Source organism: Marinicella sediminis (genome assembly GCF_002000055.1).
GTDB lineage: Bacteria > Pseudomonadota > Gammaproteobacteria > Xanthomonadales > Marinicellaceae > Marinicella > Marinicella sediminis.
This window is the reverse complement of the sequence record NZ_MVBD01000017.1, coordinates 60,772-62,745: the sequence shown is the minus strand read 5'-3', so window position 1 is coordinate 62,745 and position 1,974 is coordinate 60,772. Positions and strand designations below refer to the sequence as shown.

2 protein-coding genes are annotated in these 1,974 nt (G+C 49.4%); both read left to right on the top strand.

Annotated features, from left to right (window positions below):
- The coding region (locus B0475_RS16525; RefSeq protein ID WP_198538361.1) for a polyketide synthase dehydratase domain-containing protein at window positions 1-1,586 on the top strand (1,586 nt) is incomplete at its 5' end.
- 7 nt (window positions 1,587-1,593) lie between these two features.
- On the top strand, window positions 1,594-1,974 hold a 381-nt coding region (locus tag B0475_RS17850; RefSeq protein WP_198538360.1), incomplete at its 3' end, for a hypothetical protein.

Genomic DNA, 1,974 nt, shown 5'->3' with positions numbered 1-1,974 from the left:
TGCGGGAGTACCTTGATTCAGAAGTGCCAGAGGCCACCTCGCCAGAAGCACCAGTGGTGATTGCATTGTCGGCACGCACGGAGGTATCGTTGCGTCAGAAAGCACAAGACCTGGTGGCGTGGATGTCAGCTCAAGCAGACGGGTTAGCAAGCCTTGATTCGGTGGCCTACACCTTACAAATGGGTCGGGTGGCGATGGAAATGCGGGTGGGTTTTGTGGTCAGTACGCCAAGCGAGTTGTTGGACCATTTGAACCAGTACCTGTCCGGTGAAACGCAGATCAAAGGTTTCAAAGCAGGTCAGGTCAAGCAGCATGAAGAGGGCATCAGCATCATCAATGAAGAGGTGGATGTGCAAAGGTCGTTGGTTGAGAAGTGGGTATCACAGGGCCAATTGACGAAGGTATTGGGTTTATGGGTCAAAGGTGCGGCGATTGATTGGCAGCAGTTGTACCCAGGCTCTGTGCCAAGGCGGGTTTCATTGCCACTGTATCCGTTTGCCAAAGAGCGTTACTGGTGGTCCAGCCCAGGCAGTACCTTGCAATGGGTGTCCAATGACACCGCCAAAGTGTCAACCCAGTTACATCCGTTGTTACATCGCAATGTGTCTGACTTGTATGAACAGCGCTATCAATCATCGTTCACTGGTGATGAGTTCTTCCTGGCAGATCACAAAGTGGGTGGTCTTAAAGTCCTGCCAGGGGTGGCCTATCTGGAAATGGCTCAGGCCGCAGTGAATCAGGCTGTTCCTGATTTTTCTGCTGAGTTTGGCCAGATTGAGCTGGTTGATTTTATGTGGCTGCAACCATTGGTGGCAGCGACTGAACAACAGGTAACCACAACCGTTTCGCTCGGAGAGCAGGACCAAATAGAGTTTCAAATAACCAGCAGTGTCGCACAAAGTAATGAATCGATTGTTCATTGCAGCGGAGAAGCAAGACCCAACGAAACGGCAAGACCAGAACCATTGGATGTGACTTTGCTGGAAGCACATCATAAAGCCGCTCATTATTCAGCTGAGCAAGTTTATGCGGGGTTGACGGCCATGGGTTTTGAATATGGACCTGCGCACAGATCCATCAAGTATGTCAGCCGTGGTGATAACAGTTTACTGGTGCAATTAAGGCTGCCAACAGTGAGTGGATCTCAACCGGAAGAGTACTTGTTGCATCCCAGTTTGTTGGATGGCTTGTTTCAGGCATCGGTTTGCTTATTTTCAGACATCACACAACCGTTGTCTTATCCGCTGATTCCATTCTCTTTGGGGTCCATAAAAACATGGTCGCCGTGTCCTGATGCAGTGTATGCCTTGATCCGTTATGCAAACGATAACCATGCTGGCGCAGAGGCCGATAACAGCCAGACGCAAACGGTTCATCTTGACATGGATTTATATGACCCTGAAGGCAACCTATGTGTTCAGGTTCAGGGTTTGGTGTTGAGGCGATTAAAGGATGTACTGGTCAAACCTGTTGCATCATTGAGTCCGGACAACAAAAGTGAGTTCGATGATGAGTTTTACGAATACGTGATTGACCGAATTTTGAATCATGGTTTATCTGTTGATGAAGCAGCAGAACTAGAGTGATTATTTCATGCAAAGCATAAAAGACATATACAAACAATTGGTAATGGGGCAGCTCACTAAACAAGAGGCCCTGGCTAAAATCAATGCCATAAAAAATAACCACAACGAAACATCAGGCCGCTTGTATGCGAGTCCGCATTGGTCGCATTTGCCGTTGTCATCGGTTACCCCGGTCAATGGCATGGGGCATCATATTTTGGTGTTTGGTGACGGTGTTGATGCTGCCAGGCTGTCGGCCCACTTGCCAGCGGCCCAGGTTGAGCAGGTTGCCTGCAGCGCAACGGATTTGGCCTCTGATTATGAGACATTGGTGCTCAGTTGTCTGGATCGCCTGCAAAGGATCTGGCCCCCTGCCAACTCAGTGGGAACCTTGCTACAGGTGGTGATT